The following is a 22,674-nucleotide window of genomic DNA, read 5'->3' as shown; positions in this document are numbered from 1 at the left end:
ATGAGCACCACCGCCACCCGCCGCCACCCCGAGACCACCGTCCGCCCCATCGCGACCACCACCAGCCGCCACGGCGGCCACTCTGGCTCCAGCCGCCTGCGCCAGGCTCTCCGTCGGGTGTTCCAGCCCCGCCCGGTGACCGGCTTCTCGAAGCCGCTGCCCCCGACCAACGTCCCCGAGCACCTCTCGCGGGACGAGATCAGGGACGCACAGGTCCGCCAGTTCGGCTTCCACTCCCGGCTCTGCTGACCTGACCGGGCGACACCGAAACGGCCCCCGCGTCGTCCTCCTCCGGGGGAGGGGCGACGCGTGGGCCGTTTGCTTGCGGGCGGCCTCGAGGGAGCCGCAGGCCTACTTGCTCTCGACCGGCAGGACGCTGAAATAGGCCTTGCTGTCCTCGACCTTGGTCACCCTGACCTTGTAGTCCTGCTCCTTGCCGTCCGCGGTGGCCGTGCACGTCATCTGGGCGTCGACCTCGCCCTTGAGGTCCTCGGGGCACTCGACCTTGTCCACCTTGACCCCCTGCTTCGACAGCGCGCTCGAGATCTGCGTCTGGACGTCGTCCTTCGGCACCTTGCCCCCACAACCGGCGACGAGTCCCACGGTCAGCAGTGCGGCTGCGGCCGCCGAGATCTTGCGCGTGACGTTCTTCATGTGTCCCTCCCATTGGGCAGGCAAGCAGGCGGCGGTCGCTGCCCGAAGCGTGTGCTGGTTTCCCCCTCTGACCCACGCCGACGAGGAAAGGTTCCGCCGGTCATCGTAGGGCGTCCCGGTGGAGCGGGGAACCGCGGTCGAGGAGGCCGCGGTTCGGCTCACCGGCCGGACCGGTCAGTGGAGAGCAGGCGTCAGCGTGAGGATCGGGAGCTGCTCGACGACGCGGCGCCGGCTCGCGTCGGTGCCGTCGTAGTCGACGTCGGCAAGGCGGTTCAGCACCCCCGGGATGAGCCGGGCCGCGAGGCCGTGCGCACGCTCGTAGTCCTCCAGCACGACGGCCGCCTCGTCCGTGGTCAGCAACCGGTGCGTGGGCACGAACCGGTCGCCGCCACACCGCACCTCGAGACCCTGACCGGCCTGGAGGTTCTTCAGCCACTGGCTGCCGCGACCAAGACCGGAGATGACGTATGCCGTGCGCGAGCCCGGCTCCCAGCGCAGGACCTCGAGCATGGTGCGGTGGACCAGTCCGCTCTTGCGACCGCGATGGGTGAGCAGGAGGAAACGATGCCCGACCACGCGTCCCAGTCCCACGTCATACATCACGACCGGCGCCTTCAAGGCGGCCTCGAGTGCCCGGTTCATCGCTCGAGGATACGCCGAGCAGCGGCGCGCATGGCCGTCGTTCGTGGGCACCGAGCCCGGTCAGGACGCGGTGATCCGGACCAGCGCCACCCGGCCACGCCCCCGCAATCGCGCCTGTCCGCCGTCCCCGAGCACGACCGAGTCGAACTGGGCCAGCGGGCGCGGGACGGCTTCGGGCTCCTGGAGGCGGAGCGACCCGTCGAGGACGACAGCCACGGCGTGCCCGGTCAGCTCGACGGGCTCCCCTGCCAGCTCGCGGACCGTCAGCTCGCCGGTCGTCCTGCCCCGGCGGGTCATCACGTTGAGGTCGCGGGTCGGTCCGCCCGGCAGCCGACACGACGTGTCGCTCTCGCCGGCGAACGCGAAGGGTTCGTGAGGGCGCAGGGTGCGTTCGACGCCGTCGACGGTGAGCACCATCCCGTCGCCCTCGAGCAGGGTGATCACCCGGTCGACGCCGGGGAACGCGGAGAACGCACCAGATCGGTCGACGTCCGCGATGCTCACCCGCCAGTCGAACTCCCCCGCCTCCTGGACCGGTGCCGTCGCGACCTCGCGGGTGAGGCCGCCGCCGTTGCGCCAGGGCGACTCGACGAGGTCGGCGAAGTGCAGCACGCGCACCACGTCACTGCCCCGGCAGCTCGAGGGCGCGGGCGATCGGCACGCCGGGACGGTAGGGCAGATGGAGGTAGGAGGGTGCGTCGAGCAGCGTGAGGTCCCCACTTCCCCCGACCATGATCCGGCCGATGTCGTTGCGCTCCAACGACTGCGCGCTGCCATAGGTCACGGCTCGAAGTGCCTCCGCCGGCGTCAGCCCCATCTCGCGCACCGCCAGCGCGATGACGAAGGGAACCGACGAGGAGTAGCACGTGCCGGGGTTGCAGTCGCACGCCAGCGCGATGGTCACGCCCGCGTCCACCAGGGCTCGCGCGTCGGGGTAGGGCGACTTCGTGGAGAACTCGACTCCGGGCAGCAGCGTGGCCACGGTGGTGTCGGCCGCTCCTGCGAGGGCCTCGACGTCGTCGTCGGACAGGTAGGTGCAGTGGTCGATGCTGGCCGCGCCGAGCTCGACGGCGAGCTGCACGCCCGGGCCGTGGCCGAGCTGGTTGCCGTGCACCCGCAGCAGGAGCCCGGCCTCGCGCCCCGCTTCGAGGATCGTCCGGGACTCCTCACCGGTGAACGCGTGCGCGCTGTTCGGCTCACAGAAGACGTCCACCCACTTCGCGTGCGGAGCACACGCCCGAAGCATCTCGCCGCTGACGAGCTCGACGTAGTCCTCCCGGCGGTCGGCATACTCCTGCGGCACCACGTGGCCGCCGAGAAACGTGGTCTCGGAGGTGAACTCGCCCGCAATGCGCAGGGCCCGGGCCTCGTCGTCCACCGTGAGCCCGTAGCCGCTCTTGATCTCGACGGTGGTGGTCCCCTGCGCACGCATCTCGTCGACCCGCCTGGCCACGAGCGCGCGCAGCTGCTCGTCGGAGGCGGCCCGGGTCGCGTCCACGGAGTTGGCGATGCCGCCTCCGTCGTATGCCGTGCCGGTCATCCGCGCCGCGAACTCCGCCGAGCGGTCACCGGCAAAGACCAGGTGGGAGTGGCTGTCGACGAACCCTGGCACGACGGAGCGGCCCTCCACGTCCACCCGCTGGTCGGCGTCCGGCGCGTCCGCCCCGTGCCCGACCCACTCGACCGTGCCGTCCTCGACGACGACCGCGGCGTCTCGCAACAGCCCGAGTCCCTCCGAGTGGTCCGCCCCGTCGAGGGTCGGGTCGTTGGTGACGAGCTCGGCGATGCCGGTGATGAGGGTGGTGGTCACGAGTCTCTCCCTGCGTCTGTCGGGGTGGCGGTGCGCCACAACGGTGCGATGGAGTCCTGCAGCAACGCTCCCACGTCACCGAGGACGTGCCGCCCCCCGGTGACGACCACACGCCCGTCGACCACGACCGTGTCGACATCGGGCGCGGTGGCCGAGAGCAGCACCTGCTCGGGCGCGGACCCGGCGGTGCGCGGCGAGTCGAGCCGCACGGCGACAAGGTCCGCGCGGGCCCCCGCCTCGAGGCGCCCCGCGTCGGCCCAGCCGAGGCTGGCGTGGTTGGTGGCGGCGGCGAGGAGCGCGGACGGCTGGAACCTCCCACGTTGCAACGTGTTCAACCGCTCGTGCATCTCGAGCGCACGGGCCTCCTCGAGGAGGTCGATCACGGCGTGCTGGTCGGAGCCCAGCGACAGCGGAGCGCCCACGTCGGCCAGGGCACGGGCCGGCCCGATCCCGTCGGCGAGGTCGCGTTCTGTGGTGGGGCAGAAGCACGCGGTGGTGCGGGTGCCTCCGAGGGCCGCGATGTCCGCGTGGGTCAGGTGGGTCGCGTGCACGGCGCTCGTCATCGGGCCGAGCACGCCCTCTGCCCGCAGCAGCGCGGTGGGGGTGAGCCCGTAGAACGCCTGGCTGGCCTCGTTCTCCGCCGGCTGCTCGGAGAGGTGGACGTGCAGCGGTCGGCCGCGGGCGGCCTCGACCACCGGCGCCAGCTGGTCACGTGGCACGGCACGCACCGAGTGGATCGCCGCGCCGATGCGGGTGTTCGCGTCGTCGTCGAGAGCCGCTACCCGGGACGCCCAGGCCCTCGCGTCCCCGTCCCCGAACCGCTGCTGGTCGACGTTCAACGGGGTGTGCCCGTCTGGGCTGAGCCCGCCCGCGAGGTAGCAGGTGTCCAGCAGGGTGAGCCGGATCCCCGCCTCGGCGGCCGCCCTGCGCAGCGACTCTCCCATGGCGTTGGGGTCGTCGTAGTCGGCGCCGTCCGGCTGGTGGTGCACGTAGTGGAACTCGCCCACGCAGGTGATCCCGGCCAGCGCCATCTCGGCGTACGTCGCCCGGGCGAGCGCGAGGTAGGACTCCGGATCGAGTTGCCGCGCCACGGCATACATCCGCTCGCGCCACGTCCAGAAGGTGCCGCCGCCGTCATGGGTGCGGCCGCGCAGCGCCCGGTGGAAGGCGTGGCTGTGCGCGTTGGCCAGGCCGGGCAGGGCGACACCGGGCAGCGGCTCGGCGCCACCGGGATCGGTGCCTGGTGTGACGGAGACGAAGCGCCCGTCCTCGACCTCGAAGGTCACGTCGCGTGCTACGCCCCCCGGGAGCCAGGCGTATGCCGCGTGCCACCTCATCGGGCGAGGTCCTCGACGACCTTGGCCAGCGCCTCGACACCCGCGTGGCAGTCGTCGCGCTCGGCGAACTCCTCCGGCGAGTGGGAGATGCCGGTTGGATTCCGGACGAAGAGCATCGCGGTCGGCACACCGTGGGTGGCGAGGATGCCGGCGTCATGGCCGGCGCCGGTGCCGAGCAGCGGCACGTCGTCACCGAGCACGCCGGTCAGCCGCCCCGCGAGCTCCTCGTCGAAGCGCGTCGTCGGGGTCCAGGACTCCTCGCGCACCGTCGCGCCGTGCTGCTGGGCACGGGTGGTGAGGTCGTCGATGGTGCGGCGCACCTCGTCCTCGACCGGCCCGCGGGCGTCGAGCCAGCCCGTGACGTGGCTGGGTATGGCGTTCACGCCCCCCGGCTCGACGTGCACCTTGCCGACGGTGGCCACGCAGCCCCGTTGCTCGGCCACCGACCGTGCCGCGAGGACGGTGTCGGCGTAGCCGAGCATCGCGTCCTGGCGATCGGCCAGTCGCGTGGTGCCCGCGTGGTTGGCCTGTCCCGGGAAGTCGAACCGCCAGCGGCCGTGCGGCCAGATGTCCGTCGCGATCGCCACCGGTTGGCCGAGGTCGACCAGGCCACGGCCCTGCTCGACGTGCAGCTCGACGAATGCCCCGATCCGCCGGGCCGTCTCCTCGTCGGGGCCGAGCTGCTCGGGATCGCGGCCGGCGGCCCGCAGCGCCTCGGCCATGGTCACCCCGTCGACGTCGGTCAGCGAGCGCGCCCGATCGGCGTCGAGGACCCCCGTGATCACTCGGGATCCGGCGCAGGCGATGCCGAACCGCGCGCCCTCCTCGTCGACGAAGTTCACCACCCCGATCGGCCGGGACGGCTGGAAGTCCTCGGCCCGCAGCAGGTCGATGACGGCGAGTGAGCTGACCACGCCGAGCGGTCCGTCGAACGCGCCGCCGTCGGGCACCGAGTCGAGGTGCGATCCGATGACGACGCCCGGCCGGCCGGCGACGAGTGCGGCGTCGGGGTCGCCCCACCAGGCCCACTGGTTGCCCATCCGGTCGGTGGTCAGGTCGAGCCCGCGCTTCGCGCACTCACCCGCGAACCACTCGCGAAGGTCGTGGTCCTCGCGGGTCCACGCGAACCGGTGGTAGCCGCCGGAGGACTTGTCACGCCCGATGCGACCGATCGCCGACCACATCGCGTCGAATTCGGAGGTGTCGATGCTCATTCCGGGGCCCCCGCGAAGTACCGAGTGAGGCACGAGTGAGGACTTCGTGGGGTGGTCTTCGTGGGGTGTGTCATGTCTGAGAGCCTAGGGTTGGGGGGTGGATCACGAGGATGCGGCTGCGGCGCCCGGGGAGACCCGGGCCCGGGAGGCCATCGAGCGCGCCGAGATCGCGTTCGCCGTCACCCGCCACGGGCCGGTGCGCTCCCTGGAGGAGGCGGCCGCGGCCCGTGGTGTCGAGCCGCGCGACATCGTCAAGACGCTCGTGGTGCGCCGGGCGGAGGACGACTTCCTCTTCGTCCTCGTGCCCGGCGACCGCGAGATCTCCTGGCCCAAGCTGCGTGCCCTGCTCGGGGTCAAGCGGATGTCGATGCCCGACGCGACGACCGCGCTGGCGGCGACCGGGTACGAACGCGGCACCATCACGCCGTTCGGCGCCACCACCGCGTGGCCCGTCATCGCCGACGAAACCGTTGTGGGACGGGCGATCTCGATCGGTGGTGGCGCGCACGGGGTGGCGTTCACCGCAGACGGGAGTGACGTCATACGCGCTCTGGACGCCGCCGTCGCCGACGTGACCGAGGTCAGTCGCCCTCGCGCATAGGCACGCGCACGCCACGCTCCTGGGCGACTTGCTCGGCCCGCTCGTAGCCCGCGTCGACGTGCCGGATGACGCCCATGCCCGGGTCGTTGGTGAGCACCCGCGCGAGCTTCTCCGCCGCGATCGGCGTCCCGTCGGCCAGGGAGACCTGTCCGGCGTGGATGGAACGGCCGATGCCGACACCGCCGCCGTGGTGGATCGAGACCCACGAGGCACCCGACGCGGTGTTGATCAGGGCGTTGAGCAGCGGCCAGTCGGCAATCGCGTCGGACCCGTCGAGCATCGACTCGGTCTCGCGGTAGGGCGAGGCCACCGACCCGCAGTCGAGGTGGTCGCGGCCGATGACGATGGGCGCCGAGAGCTCACCCGAGGCGACCATCTCGTTGAACTTCAGGCCGGCCTTGTCGCGCTCGCCGTAGCCCAGCCAGCAGATGCGGGCGGGCATGCCCTGGAAGGCGATCTTCTCGCGGGCGCCGCGGACCCACTTCTGCAGCCGGTCGTTGTCGGGGAAGAGGTCGAGCACGGCCTGGTCGGTCTTGTAGATGTCCTCCGGGTTGCCCGAGAGCGCGGCCCAGCGGAACGGGCCCTTGCCCTCGCAGAAGAGTGGCCGGATGTAGGCGGGCACGAAGCCGGGGAACTCGAACGCCCGCTCGTAGCCGCCCTGCCGGGCCTCGTCGCGGATCGAGTTGCCGTAGTCGAAGACCTCGGCGCCCTTGTCCTGGAACTCGACCATCGCCTTGACGTGCTTGGCCATCGAGGCGCGGGCCCGGTCGGTGAACTCCTCCGGCTTCTTCTCGGCGTAGTCCTGCCAGTCGTCCGGGTCGATGCCCTCCGGCAGGTAGGACAGCGGGTCGTGCGCGCTGGTCTGGTCGGTGACGATGTCGATCTCGACGCCGCGGCGCAGCAGCTCCGGGAAGACCTCGGCGCAGTTGCCGACGAGGCCGACCGACAGCGCCCGCTTCTCCTTCTTCGCCAGCAGCACCTTGCCGATCGCGTCGTCGAGGTCCTCGGCGATCTCGTCGAGGTAGCGGTGGTCCACCCGCCGCTGCAGCCGGCTGTGGTCGACGTCGACGATGAGGACCACGCCGTCGTTGAGCGTGACCGCGAGCGGCTGCGCGCCGCCCATCCCGCCGCAGCCGCCGGTGAGGGTGAGGGTGCCGGCAAGGGTGCCGTTGAAGCGCTTGTCGGCCACTGCGGCAAACGTCTCGAACGTCCCCTGCAGGATGCCCTGGGTGCCGATGTAGATCCACGACCCCGCGGTCATCTGGCCGTACATCGTCAGGCCGAGGTGCTCCAGGCGGCGGAACTCGGGCCAGGTCGCCCAGTCGGGGACGAGGTTGGAGTTGGCGAGGATCACCCGCGGGGCCCACTCGTGGGTGCGCATCACGCCGACCGGCCGGCCGGACTGGACCAGCATGGTCTCGTCCTTCTCCAGCGTGGTCAGGGTGCGCACCATCGCGTCATACGACCGCCAGTCGCGGGCGGCCCGGCCGGTGCCGCCGTAGACGACCAGGTCGTCCGGCCGCTCGGCCACCTCAGGGTCGAGGTTGTTCATCAGCATCCGCATCGGGGCCTCGGTGGTCCACGACTTCGCGGTCAGCGTGGTGCCCTGGGGGGCACGCACGGGGCGGGCGCCTTCCATGTCAATCTCCTTCTGTTCTGTGCTCAGTCTGCTTTGCTCGCTTCAGGCCGGTTTGCTCGCTTGGGACCGGTTCTCGGGGGTGCCGAAGCGGTCTGAACGGAGCAATGCGGGGTGAGCCGAGCACGGGTATGGCGAGGGGCTAGTTGAGGGGGCCGGTCACCGACTCGACGGCCGAGACGGCACGGCCGCTGGCGACGAGCTGGACGGCCGCCTCGATGTCGGGGGCGAGGAACCGGTCCGTGGCCGGGCCGGCCGCGGACTTGCGCAGCTCGGCGATGAGCGCGCCGGTGGCGGGCGACGGCTCGAGGGGTGCGCGCAGGTCGATCCCGCGCGCCGCGGTCAGCAGCTCGACGGCCAGGACCCGAGTGAGCCCGTCGACCGCACGACGCAGCTTGCGAGCGCCGGACCAGCCCATCGACACGTGGTCCTCCTGCATCGCCGAGCTCGGGATCGAGTCGACGCTGGCGGGAGCCGCGAGGCGCTTCATCTCCGAGACGATCGCGGCCTGGGTGTACTGCGCGATCATGTGTCCCGAATCGACGCCGGGGTCGTCGGCCAGGAAGGCGTTGAGCCCGTGGCTGCGGGCGACGTCGAGGAACCGGTCGGTCCGGCGCTCCGCCATGCTCGCGACGTCCGCGGCGACGATGGCGAGGAAGTCGAGGACGTAGGCCACGGGCGCCCCGTGGAAGTTGCCGTTGGACTCGACCCGGCCGTCGAGGGTGACGACGGGGTTGTCGATGGCGGACGCGAGCTCACGGCCAGCGACCAGGGCGGCGTGGTCGACGGTGTCACGGGCGCCGCCGGCGACCTGGGGGGCGCAACGCAGCGAGTAGGCGTCCTGCACACGGGTGCACGCCTCGGGGTCGCGGTGGCTCTCGCGGATTGGGCTGTCCGCCAAGACCTTCCGCAGGTTCTCGGCGCTGGCGGCCTGCCCGGGGTGGGGGCGCAGCGCCTGCAGGTCGGCAGCAAAGACGTCGTCGGTGCCGAGGAGGCCCTCGACGCTCATCGCGGCGGTGATGTCGGCGGTGGTGAGCAGCTGGCGCAGGTCGGTGATGGCGAGGACCAGCTGGCCGAGCATGCCGTCGGTGCCGTTGATCAGCGCAAGGCCCTCCTTCTCGCGCAGCTCGACGGGCGTGATGCCGGCGGCGGCCAATGCGTCTGCGGCATCGGCGAGCTCACCGTCAGCGGTGCGGACCGTCCCCTCACCCATCGCGGCGAGGGCGCAGTGGGCCAGTGGGGCCAGGTCGCCCGAGCAACCGAGGCTGCCGTACTCGTGCACGACCGGGGTGATCCCGGCGTTGAGCAGCGCGGCATACGCCTGGGCGGTCTGCTCACGCACCCCGGTGCGACCGGTCGCGAGGGTCGAGAGGCGCAGCAGCATGGTGGCGCGGACGACCTCGCGCTCGACCTCGGGCCCGGAGCCCGCGGCGTGCGACCGGACCAGGCTGCGCTGCAACTGGGCCCGCAGGTCGAGGGGGATGTGCCGGGTGGCGAGCGCGCCGAAGCCGGTGGAGACGCCGTAGTGCGGCACCACGTCGTCGGCCAGTGCCTCGATGATCCCGCGGCTGCGGCGGATCTGCTCGAGCGACTCGGACGAGATCTCCACGGACGCGCCGTGGCGGGCGACGGCGACGACGTCCTCGAAGGACAGCGGGCCGACACCCACCGTGACGGGCGCCATGCGGTCGGTGCCGACGGCCTGGTCGGGCTCGGCAAGGTTCTGGATGCTCATGACTCCATTGCACCTGCCACCGTCGGTTGCCGACAGACCCGAGGGCCCGATGCTGTCTCACCCCTGAGACACCACGCCCAGCCCGGTGAGGAATCTTCGCGGGGTTTCGGCCCCTGGGAGGGCACCGAACCTCACGAAGACTCCTCACCGGGTCTGCAAGACTGGGCGCGTGAGCAATGTGCCGGCGGCAGGCCACGCGCTCGCGGTCCTGCAGCTGCTGGCCCGGCGCGCCGAACCGGTCCCCGCCGCCGCCATCGCGCGCGAGCTGTCGCTACCCCGGTCCAGCGTCTACCACCTGCTCACCGTGCTGCGTGACCGCGGATTCGTGGTGCACCTGCCTGAGGAGCGTCGCTACGGTCTCGGCGTCGCGGCGTTCGAGCTCGGGTCGGCCTACACCCGGCAGGCCCCGTTGCAGCGGGTGGCGCGGCCCGTGCTCGCTCGGCTGGTCGACCAGACCAAGCACAACGGCCACTTCGCGGTGCTGCACGGCCGGGACGTGCTCTACGTGATCGAGGAACGCGCCATCGGACGCCCCCCGCTCGTCACCGACGTCGGCGTCCGGCTGCCCTCCCACCTTGCCGCCAGTGGCCTGGCCATGCTCGCGGCCCTGCCGGCCGCACAGGTGCGGGCGCTCTACCCGTCACGCGACTCCTTCGTGCAGCGCCACGGCGTCGGCCCGACCTCCCTGCCGGCCCTGCGCAGCGTCCTGGCCCGGGTGCGCCAAGAGGGCTACGCGCAGGAGGACGGGTCGGTGTCGCCCGACTTCTCCTCGGTCGGGGTCCCGGTGCTCGACCGCAACGACCACCCGGTCGCCGCGATCGCGCTGACCTATCCCACCGACCAGGTCGACGACGAGCAACGCCTCACGCTCGTCGACGCCGCGCGCCTCGCCGCGACCGAGGTGTCGCGGCGCCTGGGCCGCGCCTGAGCAACGCTGGTTCCGGCCCGGATCCGGCCCGGTGCGAGCCGGAGCTCGACCCGGCCCGCCCGCCGCCGCCGTCACACCCCGATGCGATGCCAGGGTCCCCAGATGGCGAACGTCATACCGGCACTGGCCTGGATGTTGACGAACAGGGTCCGGCCGTCCGGGCTGAAGGTGGACCCGGCGAACTCGTCGTCGTAGCGCTCGCGACCGTTCGCGCTCGCCACCCGGTTGAGCGCGATGTCGGACAGCTGCCCGCCCCGGCTCAGCCCGCGCAGGTAGTTGTCGTCATCGTTGTCCTCGCAGACGACGAGCGTGCCGCGCCTGCTGCTCGTGATGTTGTCGGGGAAGTCCAGCACGTCGGCCCCCGGCGACTCGAAGAGCAGCTGAAGCCGCTCGGACCGGGTGTCGTAGGCCCACACCTGGCCGTGCCCGTTGCCATAGCCACCGACGGTGTCCGAGGGTCCCGACTCCTCCGCGCCACCACCCTGGGTCGAGCAGAAGTAGATGACTCCGTCCTCGTGCACCTGCCCCTCCAGCCGCGAGAACAACGCGGCGCCGCGAGCTCGGCCCTGGTTGCCGACGTAGCAGATCGCGTCGTCGTTGGCCGTGGGCGCCGGTGCACCGGGTGTGTAGGGGAAGGTCGGCGACGGGTCGTCGATGTCGACCCAATGGGCCTGGTATGTCGCCCGCTTGCGTTGGGAGGCGGCAAGATTGGCGTTGGGCTCACCCTTCACGGCAAGCATCTGCAGCTGGCCGTCATTGTCCAGACGGCCGGTCTGCATCGGGTTGCGGCGCGGCCGGTAACGGTAGAAACCGGACGGGAAGCCGAAGTTGTCCTCGGTGAGGTAGAGGACCCCCTCACGCGGGTCGAAAGAGACCGCCTCGTGGGCGAACCGGCCTGCCCGGGTGAGGGGCTCCGCGGCCGACACACCGTCCGCCGGCACCTCGAAGAGGTAGCCGTGCGGCTGGGTCAGCGCGGTGTTGGGCGTGCCGGTGAAGTCCGCGCCGACATCCGGCCCGTTGACCGTCTCCTCACAGGTCACCCAGCTGCCCCACGGCATGATGCCGCCGCTGCAGTTCATCATCGTGCCGCTGAGACTGGTGCGCGCCGTGACGACCTCACCCGTGTGGCTGACCTCGATGGTCGTGGTGCCGCCCTGGGCCATCGGGTCATACGGCGTGGTCGGGCCGAACGCCGGGCCCGGTCCGTTGACCTCGTGGTTGCGGATCAGCACGACGTTGCCGCCCGGCCCGCGGAAGGCCCCCATCCCGTCGTGCCTGCCCGGCAGGACGGTGCCGTCGTCGAGGACCACCGGCTGCTCGGTGTCGTGGAACGACCGGTAGGAGAAGCCGGCCGGTAGGTGCAGTCGCACCTTGCCGTCGCGCAGGTCCGGGATCGGCCGCAGGGCCCGCTGCGCTGACCGGGGGGCGGCCAGCGCCTGCCCGGCCACCAGGCCGGAGAAGGGTCCGGCGAGCAGCGCGCCACCGGCCGCTGCCTTGAGGAAGGTCCGTCGTTCGACTGTCATGGATCGATCTCCCGCTGACTCGGCCCCGAGCGATGATCCGGCCGACCCTAGCGGGCTCCTTGCCCCGTAGCCACCCCTCCAGGCCTTCGTCCTTCAGGCTCCACCACGGCCAGGCGCCTCTTCATCACCGGACGCAGCCACACGACCCGTGACATCGCTGGGAGACTGGGCGCGTGCCCGTCAACCCGCCACGCAACGACCCGCCGCCGGCCACCGCGGTGGTGCTCTGTGGCGGCGCGTCACGCCGGATGGGCGGGGCGGACAAGACGGCGCTGCCGTTTGCCGGCACCACCGTGCTGGACCACCTCCTCGACTCGCTGCCCGCGGACTGGCCGGTCGTCTGCGTCGGTGAGGCACGGCATACGCAGCGCTCCGTCACGTGGACCCGCGAATCACCACCGGGCGGAGGGCCGGTGGCTGGTATGGCGGCCGGCCTGGCGCTCGTCGCCACTCCCCTGGTGCTGCTTCTCGCCGGAGACCTGCCGTTCGCCGGTCCCGCCGCCGCCCACCTCGCGCTGGTTGCTGGGAAAAGGAGAGCTATTTCGCCCCCTTTCCCAGCAACCAGCGCGGTGGTGGCGACCGATGAGGAGGGTCGCGCACAGCCGCTGCTCGGGGCCTACCGGACCGAGGCCCTGCGCCGAGCCGTCCCGGACGAGCCCGGCGGAGCGCGCCTGATGGGGGTCCTCGAGCACCTCGGGGTCGAGTTCGTGCCGCTCGACGATCGGGCGTGCCTCGACGTCGACACTCCCGAATCCCTGGCCCGTGCCACGCAACTGGCCGCCCGGTCCTGAGCCCGGGGGAGCCAGGCCGACCTGGGACGAGCACCTCGCAGGTTCGCCCTCCGGCACCCGGCGACGTGCCGGCGCGGAGAGCGCAGCCTAGGGTCGGACCATGAAGGCGATCACCATCCCGACCCCCGGCGACCCCGACGCGCTCGTGCTCGATGAGGTGGCGCCCCCGGTGCCGGGGAATTCCGAGGTGCTCATCGACGTGGCCGCCGCCGGAGTCAACCGCGCCGATCTGCTGCAGCGCCAAGGGTTCTACGACCCACCTCCCGGTGAGTCCCCCTACCCCGGGCTCGAGGTCAGCGGCACCATCCGTGCGCTCGGCAGTGAGGTGACGGGCTGGCAGGTCGGAGACCAGGTGTGTGCCCTGCTGTCCGGTGGTGGGTATGCCGAGCAGGTCGCCGCACCCGTCGGCCAGGTGCTGCCCGTGCCTGAGGGCGTCTCCCTCCAGAACGCAGCCGCCCTGCCGGAAGTCGTCTGCACGGTCTGGTCCAACGTCTTCATGACGGCCAACCTCCAGCCCGGGGAGATCCTGCTGGTCCACGGCGGATCCAGTGGCATCGGCACGATGGCGATCCAGCTGGCGCGCGAGATCGGCGCCCAGATCGCCGTCACCGCGGGCTCGCAGGCCAAGCTCGACGCCTGCCGGGAGCTCGGGGCCGAGATCCTGATCAACTACAAGGAGCAGGACTTCGTCGAGGTGCTGCGGGACGCCACGGACGGCCACGGAGCCGACGTGGTGCTCGACAACATCGGGGCGAAATACCTCGCGCGCAACCTGGTCGCCCTCGGCGCGAACGGCCGTCTGCTCGTCATCGGGATGCAGGGCGGCGCCAAGGCCGAGCTCGACCTGGGTGCGCTGTTGCGCAAGCGCGCCGCTGTCATCGCCACGTCGCTGCGGGCGCGGCCGCGCGACGAGAAGGCGACGATCGTGAGCGCGGTCCGCGAACACGTCTGGCCACTGGTCTCCGGCGGTCTCGTCCACCCGGTCGTCCACACCACGTTCCCCCTTGCCCAGGCGCCCGCGGCCCATCGCACCCTCGACGAGAGCCAGCACATCGGCAAGGTCCTCCTCCTGCCCTGATCGTGCAGGTGGGGCGGCCCGCCTGTTGACGACCGGCGACATACTCGGTATACATCTCTTCACCAGCAACAATACCGGGTATGCACGGACGTGGAGAGGTCGCCGCATGTCGATCAGACAAGGACTGCTCGCCCTGCTGGCGCAGGAGCCGATGTATGGCGCGCGGCTGCGCAGTGAGTTCGAGGACCGCACCGGCGGCACCTGGCCGCTGAACGTCGGGCAGGTCTACACGACCCTGACCCGGCTCGAGCGGGACGGGTTGGTCGAGGTGTCGGGCCGGCCCGACGCCGAGGGCCGCATCGCCTACCGGCTGACCGACGCCGGCCGCGCCGAGGTGACCCGCTGGTGGTCCACGCCGGTGGACCGTGACAGCACCCCTCGCGACGAGCTGGCCATCAAGCTGGCGTTGGCGGTGACCGTGCCGGGGGTCGACGTGCAGCGGGTGGTCCAGACCCAGCGGACCGCGACGCTGCGCCACCTGCAGGACCTGACCCGGCTCAAGTCGAGGAACGACCCGGCCGGGGTCCCTCGGCACGAGCTGGCGTGGCAGCTGGTGCTGGAGAACCTGGTCTACGCCGCGGAGGGCGAGGTGCGCTGGCTCGACCACGTCGAGGCCAGCCTGGCCCGCGCCGCCGTCGGCCGGCGCGAGGAGACCAGAAAGCGGGACGTTCGCGAGGCTGATCGGGGCGACGGCGCTGACGCGAGCGCGGAGGGTCACCCCGGGACGAGTGAGGGCGGCCGGGAGGCACACGGCATACCGGCCACTTCGCGAAGGAGGCGGCGATGAGCGCCTCCGCGGGCGCGCCGTTGCTCGAGCTGATCCGGGTGTCTCGCGTGCACGGCGAGGGCGCCACCGAGGTGCACGCCCTGACCGACGTCTCGCTCCAGGTCGGTGTGGGCGAGCTCGTGGCCGTGATGGGGCCCAGCGGGTCGGGCAAGTCCACGCTGCTCAACCTGGCCGGCGGCCTCGACCGACCGACGACCGGGCAGGTGCGCATCGACGGCCGCGACGTCGCCGGGCTGTCCCACCGAGGGCTGGCCGAGCTGAGGCGCCGCAAGGTCGGGTTCGTCTTCCAGGACCTCAACCTCATCCCGTCACTGACCGCCGCCGAGAACGCCGCGCTCCCGCTCGAGCTCGACGGCGTCGGCGTCAGGCAGGCCAGGGCGTCGGCTCTGGAGTCCCTGGGGTCGGTCGGCGTGGCCGAGCTCGCCGACCGGTTCCCCGAGGAGATGTCCGGCGGGCAGCAGCAGCGGGTCGCCATCGCCCGCGCCTTGGTCGGCGAGCGACGACTGGTGCTGGCCGACGAGCCGACCGGTGCCCTCGACTCGCACACCGGCGAGTCGGTGCTGCGGGTGCTGCGAGCGCGGTGCGACGAGGGCGCCTCCGGACTGCTGGTGACCCACGAGGCCCGGCACGCGGCCTGGGCCGACCGGGTGGTGTTCCTCCGGGACGGCGTGGTGGTCGACACGACCGGCGCGCCTCCCGCCGCGGAGGAGCTGCTCGACCACCCCTCGGGGGTCTGACGTGGACGAGACCGACGCCGGCGCCGCGGGACGCAGGGGATCGCGCGGCGCCGGTGCCTTCGGACACTGGTATGCCGGGTGGCGCAGCGCCCTGCGGCTGGCCCGCCGTGACGCCAGCAAGCACCGCGGCCGTGGCGCGCTCGTCGTGCTGCTCGTCGGGCTGCCGGTGCTGCTGATCAGCGCCGGCCTTACGGCCTTCGCCACCGACGACGTCAACCCGGTCGAGTCCCTCCCCCGCGTGATGGGGCAGGCCCAGGCGGTGGTCTCACTGTCCGACGCCGGCGTCGCCGCGCAGCGCGTCCTGCAGGGCCCCTACCCCATGGACGGGGGTTACGGCACTGCCGGGCCCGCCGAGCGCGAGCCCGGCGTGCCCAAGAGAGCCCCGTGGACGCGCGAGCGGGTGCAGCGTCTCACCGGGGGCACCGTGCTCTCCACCACCACGACCGTGGTCCGCGCCGAGGTCGGTGACCGCCAGGTCCACGCGGCAGCCCTGCTGGTCGACGGTCGCCAGCCGGTGACCCGCGGTATGGCGTCACTCACCTCGGGCCGGTGGCCCCGCACCGCCGACGAGGTCGTCGTCACCCCAGAGGGAGCGGCCGCCGGCCTGCCCACCAGTGGCACCATCACCCTGGCGGCCCGTGGACGCCCGACCAAGGTGACCGTGGTCGGCACGGGCACCGGCTGGGCGACCGCCACGGCGCACGCCGACCTCGTCGCCCTGCCGGCGGCGGAGGAGGCGTGGGAGGCGCCCGCCGACCGCCCCCAGTCCTTCCTCATCGCCCGGTCGCAGCCGGTCACGTGGTCGGGCGTGAAGCAGCTCAATGCGCACGGCCTGCTGGTGGAGAGCCGTGCGGTCTTCGAGCACCCGCAGGAGGCGCAGGCCGATCCTGACGTCCCCCCGGCAGAGAGCGAATCCGACATCGTCGTGGCCGGGATCGTGGCGCTGCTCGTCGTGGGGATCCTGCTGGAGACCGTGCTGCTGGCCGGGCCGGCCTTCGCAGTCAGCGCGTCACGTCAGCGCAGATCCCTCGCACTGATCGCCTCCAACGGGGCCCCCAGGGCCCAGATCAGACGCTACGTGCTCGCGCAGGCCGTGCTGCTCGGCGTGTTCGCGGCCGTGGTGGGCGCGTTCCTCGGCGTCGTTGCCGGTCTGCTGGCCATCCGCTGGTGGGCGGCCTCGAGCCACGCGATGAACGCACCGGGACCGGTCGACATACCGGTCTGGGAGGTGCTCGGCGTCGGCGCCTGCGCCAGCGTCGCCTCGCTGGCCGCGGCCTATCTCCCGGCGAGGGGAGCGAGCCGGCTCGACCTGATCGGCGTGCTGCGAGGCCAGGGCGTGACAGCCCGCCCGGTGCCCCGCGGGCTGCCCGTGATCGGTCTGGTCCTCGCCGGGATCGGTGGCGCCGTGCTGGCGATGAACATCGCGAACGACGGGCACGAGGCGGGCATCGCGATCGGCGCGATCGTGCTCGTCGCCGGCGCGCTGATGCTCATCCCCTGGCCGCTGTCGTGCGTCGGCCGTCTCGGACGTCGACTCCCCCTGCCGCTGCGGATGGCCACACGTGACGTCGGCCGCCAGCGCGGGCGGGCCGCACCCGCCGTGGCCGCCGTCATGGTCGCGGTGACCGCGCTCACCGTCCTCGCCATCGCCAACACCAGCGACCAGGCACAGGCGCGCCGCGACTACCAGCCACAGGCCCCCATGGGTGACGGCCTGGTGCACGGTGGTGGACCCGGGTGGCCCTCGGCGGTGGCCGCGGTGGTGCACCGGCAGGCCCCCGCGCTCGACGTGACCCCGGTCCGCCGGGTCGGCATCAGCCAGTGGTTCGATCCGATGTCCACCAGCCCCGACTCGCACCTGCCGACCTCCACCACCGTCGTCCGGTTGCAGAAGGCCTCCTGCGCCGTGTCACCGCCTGGGGCCCGCGGCAAGTCACCGGTCGTCCCCGGCTACGGCTCGGTCGGCCGCTGCACGGCGCTCGGCTCCGACCGCCATGACCGGCGCGCCTCCATCGGTGTCGTCGACCTGCGCTCGGCCCGCGACCTGCTCCACCTGACCGACTCCCAGGTCGACGTGCTGGCGCGCGGCGGCATCCTCGTCGCCCCCGGCCGTGAGGCGGTCCACGACGAGCACGCCACCGTCCTGGCCGGCACGCGCCGGGTCACCGAGTACGGCCAGGCCGTCGGCAGCCTCCGCGATCCCCGGGTGGACCGCATCGCGGCCGCCACGGTGAGCACAGCGACGCTCGACCGGTTCGGCCTGGCGGGCGACACGGGGGCGCTCGTGACACCGGCCACCGCGGCGTCCCACCACTGGCCGACCTTCACCGACGCGCTGCAGCTGCATGACCCCGGTGGGCCCGTCTCCTCCGGCGACGAGGACGCGATCACCCAGCACCTGCCGCAGAACGCCTTCCTGCAGGTCGAGCGTGGCTTCCAGAGCAACCTGGCCCTGCTCTACTCGCTGCTGTTCGGCGTCTTCGGCACCCTGGTGCTCGTCGCCACGCTGATCTCGACCGCCTTGGCGCAGGCGGAGGGACGCGCCGACCTGGGCACGCTCGCCGCCGTCGGGGCCACGAAGCGACTGCGCCGCGCCGTCGCGGGCTCGCAGGCCTTCGTCGTTGCGCTGGTCGGCAGTCTGCTCGGGCTGGTCGTCGGGTTCGTCCCGGGCGTTGCGCTCGCCTGGCCACTCACGGTCGAACATATGGGCTCCTACGACCCGGCGACCGGGAACACGACGCTTGCGGACGCCGGGGCGGCGGCACCGGTCATCGACATCCCGTGGCTGGTGCTCGCCGCGGTGGTGATCGGTGTGCCGGTGCTGGCCGCACTTCTGGCGGCGGCCGCCATACGGAAGTCACCCGAGGTGACCCGCCGGGCCGCCTGACGCGTGCCCCGCCCCCTGCACACCAGCGACTGTCGCACCGCGCGGGACACCCCTGACCGCCTCGGATCGTTGTTGCGGCCCGGTTGCCATCCGCAATGGACGTGTCACGAAGATCGGGCGGGGTAGAGGGAAGCATGGGCGCAGGGTTGGCCAGACAACCTACGGTCCCGTAACCTACGTAGACGTAGGTGTCGTATCGGAGAGGACCTGCCATGACCAAGACCTGGAGCCAGACCGACCTGCTGCGCGAGATGAACCAGGTCGTGGAGGGTGAGCTGAACCGCCACCTGTCCATCGCCAAGGAGTGGTTCCCGCACGACTACATCCCCTGGAGCGACGGCCGCAACTACGACGGGCTGATGCAGGGGGAGAAGTGGAGTCCCGAGGACTCCGGCATCTCCGACGTCGCCCGCTCCGCGCTGATCGTCAACCTGCTCACCGAGGACAACCTCCCGAGCTACCACCACGAGATCGCCACCATCTTCGGTCGCGACGACGCCTGGGGCGCGTGGGTCCACCGGTGGACCGCGGAGGAGGGCCGGCACGGCATCGCGATGCGCGACTACATGCTGGTCAAGCGGCTCTGCGACCCGGTCGAGCTCGAGCGGTTCCGGATGAAGCACATGTCGGAGGGCTACGAGTCGGCGCACTCCGGTGAGCTGCTGCACTCGCTGGCCTACGTGTCGTTCCAGGAGCTCGCGACGCGGGTGTCCCACCGCAACACGGGCAAGTTCACCGCGGACCCGATGGCCGACAAGCTGCTCGCCCGCATCGCCGCCGACGAGAACCTGCACATGGTCTTCTACCGCAACCTGCTCGGTGCGGCCCTGCAGATCGACCCCGACCAGACGATGCAGGCCATCCTCGAGGTGGTCAAGCAGTTCCAGATGCCCGGCACCGGGATCCCCGGATTCCAGCGCAAGGCCGTCGAGATGGCGGTCGCCGGCATCTACGACCTGCGCCAGCACAAGGACAGCGTCCTCGACCCGGTCCTGCGTTTCTGGAACGTCTTCGAGCTGGAGAACCTTTCCCCCGAGGGCGAGCAGGCGCGCACCGAGCTCGCGGCGTTCATGGACGACCTGGAGAAGCAGGCGCTGCGGTTCGAGGACAAGCGCGACATGCTCAAGGCCCGTATGGCGTCCCGCTGAGTCGGTCACGCCTCTGATCGACAACCCTCCCGCCTTGCGAGAAGGCAGTCGGGGTGCAGGATAGGGACATGACCCAGTCGCAACAGGAGCCCGAGAAGCGGCCAGCTCACGCGTCCGACGAGCCAACCGGTGACGATGCCCAGCGCGTCGTCATCGTCACCGAGGGCGGCATGGGCGTGGCCGACAGCACGTCGTCCGACTCCGACGAGTCGCGGCGAGGCGAGTCCGACGACCGGGGGAATCCCACGGACCTGGTCGAGCAGCCGGCCAAGGTGATGCGGATCGGGTCGATGATCAAGCAGCTGCTCGACGAGGTGCGCAACGCGCCGCTCGACGAGGCCGGCCGGGCCCGCCTCGCCGAGATCCACCGCCGCTCGATCGCGGAGCTCAAGGACGGCCTCGCGCCCGAGCTGACCGAGGAGCTCGACCGGATCGCCCTGCCCTTCACGGAAGAGGCGCCGTCGGAGCCGGAGCTGCGGATCGCGCAGGCCCAGCTGGTCGGCTGGCTCGAGGGCCTCTTCCACGGCATCCAGACGGCGATCATGGCCCAGCAGATGGCAGCGCAGGCCCAGCTGCAGGGGATGCGGCGTGCCCTGCCGCCCGGACACCCCGCGGCCCAGGGTCAACACATGGTTCCCGGCCAGGCTCCGCAGGGTGGGCCCCACGCCGCCGACGGCGGCCCCACCGGCCAGTACCTCTGACCCGCCGCAATCCGCCCGCTTCCCGCTAGCTGCTGGGAGGGGGCGTCACGGGTGACGCCGCCTTCTCCCAGCAGCTAGCGGTGCAGGTGGTAGGCGATCCGCAGCGCCACGAGGATCACCAGCAGGACCAGCACGATGATCCGGATGCGACGACGGCTCATGCCAGTGATCCTGTCACCGAGTGGCCGGGACGCAGGAGCTGACGCGGCTGGAAGAGCCGCAGCGGGTGCTCATCCTCACGACCAACGACACCGAAGCCGACATCCTGGGGGCGGTGGAGGCGGGCGCTGCCGGCTACCTGCTCAAGGACGCCTGGCCGGCAGCTCAGGAGGGCCCCGCCGCGACGGTCACGGTGTGGTGGCGATCACCGGCACGGACGACCTCGACCAGCCGTTCGTCCCTGCCGACCCACGCGCCGTCCCAGACCACGCACCGCTCGATCCGGCCCTCGACAACGGCACCCTCTCCGACCACGCTGCGACCGCCGGAGGCGTCGAGGTTGGCGGTGAGGTAGTCCGCCGGCGTCCCGCAGTCGATCGCCGTCCCGGCGAACGGCACCACCTCGAGCCGCCCCTCGCATTCCGCCTGCCGCCACAGCACCTCGTACAGTCCGCTCGGCTCGTCGGTGAGCTGGCGGACCATGGCCCACGGCAGCAGGCAGGCACCCACATAGCGCATCGTGCCGAAGTCGGCCGGCCGGCCGGAGTCGATCCCGAGGAGTCGGCACGACGAGCGGTCCCAACCGTCGACCAGCACGTCCAGGTCCCCGCGCAGCCAGGCATCGGCGTTGGTCACGAAGACGTCCCGCCCGGCGATCCACTGACGCAGTGCCCCCAGCGCGCCGGCGGTCCCGAGCTCCTCGGGCTCCTCCACCGAGAGGTGGACCCGGTCGGCGAGGTGGTCAGCGAGTCGGGCCGCGTGGTGGTGCGCGTTGACCGCGAGGTGGGCTGGGCCGGTGCCGGTGTATGACGTGAGCCTCGCCAGCGCGTGGTCGACGAGCGGCACCCCGGCCACGGGACACAGCGCCTTGGGCCGCAGCTGCGTGAGCGGTCGCAGCCGGGTGCCGAGGCCTGCCGCCAGGACCACCCCCGCCAGGCCCGAGGGCCTCACCGCCCCGGTTGGTCCGGGGTGGAGACCAGCCGGCCACGTTGGTCGGCCTCGTCATGCGGTCGGGCGAGGACCTCCAGGATCCGGGCTGTCGAGTCGTCCACCTCGGGCACCTGGTCGGGTCGCATCCACCGGTAGGCCTTCGCCTCGCCCCCCACGACGACGGCGGGCCGGTGCGACAACTCCATCCGGAAGACGACGTCCACGCGCAGCACGTCGGGGTGGACCTCGGTCGCGACCGGTTCGCCGAGCTCGACCACCAGCCCGGTCTCCTCGGCGATCTCGCGCACCACGCCCTGGGCCGGGGTCTCACCGCGGTCCAGCAGGCCGCCGGGCAAGCTCCAGCCGATCCGGTGCGGCTGCCGGAGGAAGAGCACCTCGCCGTTGTGCGAGATGGCGCACACGCCCCCGACGGTGTAGCCGGGTGTACCCATCCGCACCAGGAACCGGCGGACCACGGGCGGCAGGCCACGGAACGCCAGCAGGGCCGCCGTGTAGGCCTTTCGACGCACGACGCGCAGGAGCGACATACCCAGACCCTATGTGGTGCGGGGGGACGGCTCTGTCCAGAGCACCGCCCCGCCGCGCTGACGTGGTTCGTCAACGCGACGGCGCGGGTCGGTCGCGCCGTCGCTCAGGCGGTGGCGCGGCTGGAGTGCCGAACCTTCGGGAGGGCGAAGATGATGACGAGCAGACCTGCAGCCACGGCGAAACCGCCGCCGACCTGTCCGAGGCTGAACGCCGGGAACCCGCCGCCCGCGGACGAGCCACCCGGAGCCTGGGGGCCGGCTCCGCCTGCTGCGCCCGAAGGCCCTGCGGTGGCGGTTGCCGTCGCGGTGGCCGTCGGCGTGGAGGTCGCCGTGCCCGTGGGGGTGGACGTCGGGCTGGTCCCGCAAGGACCGTGCGACAGGTTGAACTGGCCGGGCCAGCCGGAGTAGTTGCTGGTGGCCGCGGACACGATGGTGCTGTCGAGGTGGCCGACGTAGGTGTAGTGCGCGACCTTCCCGGTGAACTTGGTGAGGGGGACGGCCACGGACGCACCGTCGGCGAAGGTCACGGTGATCGACGCCGGGGCGTTGGACTCCGCGTTCACCTGGGTGATGACGAAGTGCCACTCACTGTCGTTGCACTCGTGGTCGGTCAACGCCTTGGCGCTGATCTGCATGGAGTCCGCGGCGGCCAGCGAGACGTTGGCGGGGCTGTGACTCGGCGGGGCGGCCGATGCGGTGGAGATCCCGAACATCAGGCCGCCGGCGATCATGAGGAAGGCGCCGGCCAGGAAACTCAGGAAGCGGGAAGGGCGTGTGACAACGCTCATGACGGTCCGTCTCTGCCTCCCTCGCGGAGAGGCTCGGGCG

The 22,674-nt window shown here is 72.0% G+C and carries 22 protein-coding genes and 1 pseudogene; 11 read left to right on the top strand and 12 right to left on the bottom strand.

Features of this window, described 5'->3' with window-relative positions:
* Positions 1-249 (top strand): hypothetical protein, encoded by a 249-nt coding sequence (locus FCN22_RS21530; protein WP_162308095.1) that lies wholly within the window; start codon positions 1-3, stop codon positions 247-249.
* Between the two features lie 102 nt (positions 250-351).
* On the opposite strand, the gene FCN22_RS01230 is transcribed toward FCN22_RS21530, so the two are convergent.
* The 6 genes from FCN22_RS01230 to FCN22_RS01205 form a co-directional block, all read right to left on the bottom strand.
* Positions 352-654: a DUF4333 domain-containing protein gene (locus FCN22_RS01230; protein WP_137119701.1), complete on the bottom strand. Its 303-nt coding sequence runs from the start codon at positions 652-654 to the stop codon at positions 352-354.
* 174 nt (positions 655-828) lie between these two features.
* Positions 829-1,296: a nitroreductase family deazaflavin-dependent oxidoreductase gene (locus tag FCN22_RS01225; protein ID WP_137119700.1), complete on the bottom strand. Its 468-nt coding sequence runs from the start codon at positions 1,294-1,296 to the stop codon at positions 829-831.
* 60 nt (positions 1,297-1,356) lie between these two features.
* Positions 1,357-1,914 carry a HutD/Ves family protein gene (locus FCN22_RS01220; protein ID WP_202911329.1) on the bottom strand — a complete coding sequence of 186 codons (558 nt, stop codon included), beginning with the start codon at positions 1,912-1,914 and terminating at the stop codon, positions 1,357-1,359.
* A gap of 4 nt (positions 1,915-1,918) precedes the next feature.
* On the bottom strand, positions 1,919-3,106 hold the full coding sequence (gene hutI, locus FCN22_RS01215; RefSeq protein WP_137119699.1) for an imidazolonepropionase: 1,188 nt from the start codon (positions 3,104-3,106) through the stop codon (positions 1,919-1,921).
* Positions 3,103-4,443, bottom strand: coding sequence for a formimidoylglutamate deiminase (locus FCN22_RS01210; RefSeq protein ID WP_137119698.1), 1,341 nt, complete (start codon positions 4,441-4,443; stop codon positions 3,103-3,105). The genes hutI and FCN22_RS01210 overlap by 4 nt, the downstream gene beginning before the upstream one ends.
* The gene (locus FCN22_RS01205) at positions 4,440-5,657 is read right to left on the bottom strand and encodes an allantoate amidohydrolase (RefSeq protein WP_238384436.1); all 1,218 of its coding nucleotides are present in this window, start codon (positions 5,655-5,657) and stop codon (positions 4,440-4,442) included. The genes FCN22_RS01210 and FCN22_RS01205 overlap by 4 nt, the downstream gene beginning before the upstream one ends.
* A 97-nt stretch (positions 5,658-5,754) precedes the next feature.
* Between FCN22_RS01205 and FCN22_RS01200 the strand changes: the two genes are divergently transcribed.
* On the top strand, positions 5,755-6,258 hold the full coding sequence (locus FCN22_RS01200) for an aminoacyl-tRNA deacylase (protein ID WP_137119697.1): 504 nt from the start codon (positions 5,755-5,757) through the stop codon (positions 6,256-6,258).
* Here FCN22_RS01200 and hutU read toward each other — a convergent pair.
* Together hutU and hutH are read right to left on the bottom strand one after the other, a co-directional pair.
* Complete coding sequence (gene hutU, locus FCN22_RS01195) at positions 6,239-7,897, bottom strand: urocanate hydratase (RefSeq protein WP_137119696.1); 1,659 nt, start codon at positions 7,895-7,897, stop codon at positions 6,239-6,241. The genes FCN22_RS01200 and hutU overlap by 20 nt on opposite strands.
* Before the next feature lie 139 nt (positions 7,898-8,036).
* Positions 8,037-9,629 (bottom strand): histidine ammonia-lyase, encoded by a 1,593-nt coding sequence (hutH, locus tag FCN22_RS01190; RefSeq protein ID WP_238384435.1) that lies wholly within the window; start codon positions 9,627-9,629, stop codon positions 8,037-8,039.
* A 169-nt stretch (positions 9,630-9,798) separates the two neighbouring features.
* On the opposite strand from hutH, the gene FCN22_RS01185 reads away from it, so the two are divergent.
* Positions 9,799-10,557 (top strand): IclR family transcriptional regulator, encoded by a 759-nt coding sequence (locus FCN22_RS01185; protein WP_137119695.1) that lies wholly within the window; start codon positions 9,799-9,801, stop codon positions 10,555-10,557.
* 71 nt (positions 10,558-10,628) lie between these two features.
* Here the strand turns inward: FCN22_RS01185 and FCN22_RS01180 are convergent, their stop codons facing one another.
* Positions 10,629-12,080: a PhoX family protein gene (locus FCN22_RS01180; RefSeq protein WP_137119694.1), complete on the bottom strand. Its 1,452-nt coding sequence runs from the start codon at positions 12,078-12,080 to the stop codon at positions 10,629-10,631.
* 173 nt (positions 12,081-12,253) lie between these two features.
* Here FCN22_RS01180 and mobA point away from each other — a divergent pair, with 173 nt between their 5' ends.
* The 8 genes and pseudogenes from mobA to FCN22_RS21765 form a co-directional block, all read left to right on the top strand.
* A complete protein-coding gene (mobA, locus tag FCN22_RS01175) occupies positions 12,254-12,871 on the top strand; it encodes a molybdenum cofactor guanylyltransferase (RefSeq protein ID WP_137119693.1) in 618 nt (205 codons plus the stop codon).
* Between the two features lie 100 nt (positions 12,872-12,971).
* On the top strand, positions 12,972-13,949 hold the full coding sequence (locus FCN22_RS01170) for an NAD(P)H-quinone oxidoreductase (RefSeq protein WP_137119692.1): 978 nt from the start codon (positions 12,972-12,974) through the stop codon (positions 13,947-13,949).
* A gap of 106 nt (positions 13,950-14,055) precedes the next feature.
* Positions 14,056-14,736 (top strand): PadR family transcriptional regulator, encoded by a 681-nt coding sequence (locus FCN22_RS01165; RefSeq protein ID WP_137119691.1) that lies wholly within the window; start codon positions 14,056-14,058, stop codon positions 14,734-14,736.
* Entirely contained in the window at positions 14,733-15,473 is a 741-nt protein-coding gene (locus tag FCN22_RS01160) for an ABC transporter ATP-binding protein (protein WP_137119690.1), read from the top strand. The genes FCN22_RS01165 and FCN22_RS01160 overlap by 4 nt, the downstream gene beginning before the upstream one ends.
* A gap of 1 nt (position 15,474) precedes the next feature.
* A complete protein-coding gene (locus FCN22_RS01155; RefSeq protein ID WP_137119689.1) occupies positions 15,475-18,360 on the top strand; it encodes an FtsX-like permease family protein in 2,886 nt (961 codons plus the stop codon).
* A 212-nt stretch (positions 18,361-18,572) separates the two neighbouring features.
* A complete protein-coding gene (locus FCN22_RS01150; RefSeq protein WP_137119688.1) occupies positions 18,573-19,508 on the top strand; it encodes an acyl-ACP desaturase in 936 nt (311 codons plus the stop codon).
* A gap of 68 nt (positions 19,509-19,576) precedes the next feature.
* On the top strand, positions 19,577-20,209 hold the full coding sequence (locus FCN22_RS01145) for a bacterial proteasome activator family protein (RefSeq protein ID WP_137119687.1): 633 nt from the start codon (positions 19,577-19,579) through the stop codon (positions 20,207-20,209).
* Between the two features lie 226 nt (positions 20,210-20,435).
* Positions 20,436-20,522: pseudogene (locus FCN22_RS21765) on the top strand (DNA-binding response regulator); the annotation flags it as partial.
* An 11-nt stretch (positions 20,523-20,533) separates the two neighbouring features.
* Here the strand turns inward: FCN22_RS21765 and FCN22_RS01135 are convergent.
* The 3 genes from FCN22_RS01135 to FCN22_RS01125 form a co-directional block, all read right to left on the bottom strand.
* Positions 20,534-21,319, bottom strand: coding sequence for a nucleotidyltransferase family protein (locus FCN22_RS01135; protein WP_137119686.1), 786 nt, complete (start codon positions 21,317-21,319; stop codon positions 20,534-20,536).
* Positions 21,316-21,846, bottom strand: a complete 531-nt coding sequence (locus FCN22_RS01130; protein ID WP_137119685.1) for an NUDIX hydrolase — start codon at positions 21,844-21,846, stop codon at positions 21,316-21,318. The genes FCN22_RS01135 and FCN22_RS01130 overlap by 4 nt, the downstream gene beginning before the upstream one ends.
* 104 nt (positions 21,847-21,950) lie before the next feature.
* Positions 21,951-22,634 (bottom strand): hypothetical protein, encoded by a 684-nt coding sequence (locus tag FCN22_RS01125; RefSeq protein ID WP_137119684.1) that lies wholly within the window; start codon positions 22,632-22,634, stop codon positions 21,951-21,953.
* Between the last annotated feature and the right edge of the window lie 40 nt (positions 22,635-22,674).

The organism is Segeticoccus rhizosphaerae, from assembly GCF_005222685.1.
GTDB lineage: Bacteria > Actinomycetota > Actinomycetes > Actinomycetales > Dermatophilaceae > Segeticoccus > Segeticoccus rhizosphaerae.
The sequence above is the reverse complement of the archived record's forward strand: the minus strand, read 5'-3'. Positions and strand labels throughout refer to the sequence as shown.

Excerpts from the sequence above, each read along its gene's own strand:
- FCN22_RS21530 (WP_162308095.1), top strand. The coding sequence starts at position 1 with ATGAGCACCACCGCCACCCGCCGCCACCCCGAGACCACCGTCCGCCCC.
- FCN22_RS01230 (WP_137119701.1), bottom strand. The coding sequence starts at position 654 with ATGAAGAACGTCACGCGCAAGATCTCGGCGGCCGCAGCCGCACTGCTG.
- FCN22_RS01225 (WP_137119700.1), bottom strand. The coding sequence starts at position 1,296 with ATGAACCGGGCACTCGAGGCCGCCTTGAAGGCGCCGGTCGTGATGTAT.
- FCN22_RS01210 (WP_137119698.1), bottom strand. The coding sequence starts at position 4,443 with ATGAGGTGGCACGCGGCATACGCCTGGCTCCCGGGGGGCGTAGCACGC.
- FCN22_RS01205 (WP_238384436.1), bottom strand. The coding sequence starts at position 5,657 with ATGAGCATCGACACCTCCGAATTCGACGCGATGTGGTCGGCGATCGGT.
- hutU (WP_137119696.1), bottom strand. The coding sequence starts at position 7,897 with ATGGAAGGCGCCCGCCCCGTGCGTGCCCCCCAGGGCACCACGCTGACC.
- hutH (WP_238384435.1), bottom strand. The coding sequence starts at position 9,629 with ATGAGCATCCAGAACCTTGCCGAGCCCGACCAGGCCGTCGGCACCGAC.
- FCN22_RS01180 (WP_137119694.1), bottom strand. The coding sequence starts at position 12,080 with ATGACAGTCGAACGACGGACCTTCCTCAAGGCAGCGGCCGGTGGCGCG.
- FCN22_RS01170 (WP_137119692.1), top strand. The coding sequence starts at position 12,972 with ATGAAGGCGATCACCATCCCGACCCCCGGCGACCCCGACGCGCTCGTG.
- FCN22_RS01165 (WP_137119691.1), top strand. The coding sequence starts at position 14,056 with ATGTCGATCAGACAAGGACTGCTCGCCCTGCTGGCGCAGGAGCCGATG.
- FCN22_RS01160 (WP_137119690.1), top strand. The coding sequence starts at position 14,733 with ATGAGCGCCTCCGCGGGCGCGCCGTTGCTCGAGCTGATCCGGGTGTCT.
- FCN22_RS01150 (WP_137119688.1), top strand. The coding sequence starts at position 18,573 with ATGACCAAGACCTGGAGCCAGACCGACCTGCTGCGCGAGATGAACCAG.
- FCN22_RS01145 (WP_137119687.1), top strand. The coding sequence starts at position 19,577 with ATGACCCAGTCGCAACAGGAGCCCGAGAAGCGGCCAGCTCACGCGTCC.
- FCN22_RS01130 (WP_137119685.1), bottom strand. The coding sequence starts at position 21,846 with ATGTCGCTCCTGCGCGTCGTGCGTCGAAAGGCCTACACGGCGGCCCTG.
- FCN22_RS01125 (WP_137119684.1), bottom strand. The coding sequence starts at position 22,634 with ATGAGCGTTGTCACACGCCCTTCCCGCTTCCTGAGTTTCCTGGCCGGC.